The following is a 705-nucleotide window of genomic DNA, read 5'->3' as shown; positions in this document are numbered from 1 at the left end:
CCGCCATTGCCGCCCACATACAGTTCCCAGCCGCTTTCGACCGCGATCACGCCGACGTCCTTGATGCCGGCCTCGGCGCAATTGCGCGGGCAGCCCGACACCGCGAGCTTCGTCTTGTGCGGCGACCACATGTTCGCGAGCATCGTTTCGAGGTCGATGCCCATCTGCGTGCTGTTTTGCGTGCCGAAGCGGCAGAACTCGCTGCCCACGCAGGTTTTGACGGTGCGAATCGATTTGCCGTAGCCGTGGCCCGACTTCATGCCGAGGTCTTTCCACACGTGCGGCAGGTCTTCCTTCCTGATGCCGAACAGGTCGATGCGCTGGCCGCCCGTGACCTTGACCATCGGCACGTTGTACTTGTCGGCCACGTCCGCGATGCGGCGCAGCTCGGCCGCGTTCGTCACGCCGCCTTTCATCTGCGGGATCACCGAGAACGTGTTGTCCTTCTGGATGTTCGCGTGCACGCGTTCGTTGACGAAGCGGCTTTGCGGATCGTCGACGGCTTCGCGCGGCCAGGTCGACAGCAGGTAGTAGTTGATCGCGGGGCGGCACGTCGCGCAGCCGTTGGGCGTGCGCCATTCGAGAAAGTCGTAGACCGCGCGGTGCGTGAGCAGATGGTGCTCGCGGATCGCCTTGCGCACTTCGCCGTGATTGTGGTCCGTGCAGCCGCACACGGCCTTCGTCTTCGGCGGCTCCTGGAAGTTC

Annotated in this window: 1 protein-coding gene; it reads right to left on the bottom strand. The window is 64.4% G+C overall.

The window, feature by feature from the left end:
* Positions 1–705, bottom strand: a 705-nt coding sequence (locus ACYPXD_RS33120; RefSeq protein ID WP_459722454.1) for a (2Fe-2S)-binding protein, incomplete at both ends; no start/stop codon positions are given.

This window comes from Paraburkholderia sp. 2C (assembly GCF_054589215.1).
The sequence above is the reverse complement of the archived record's forward strand: the minus strand, read 5'-3'. Positions and strand labels throughout refer to the sequence as shown.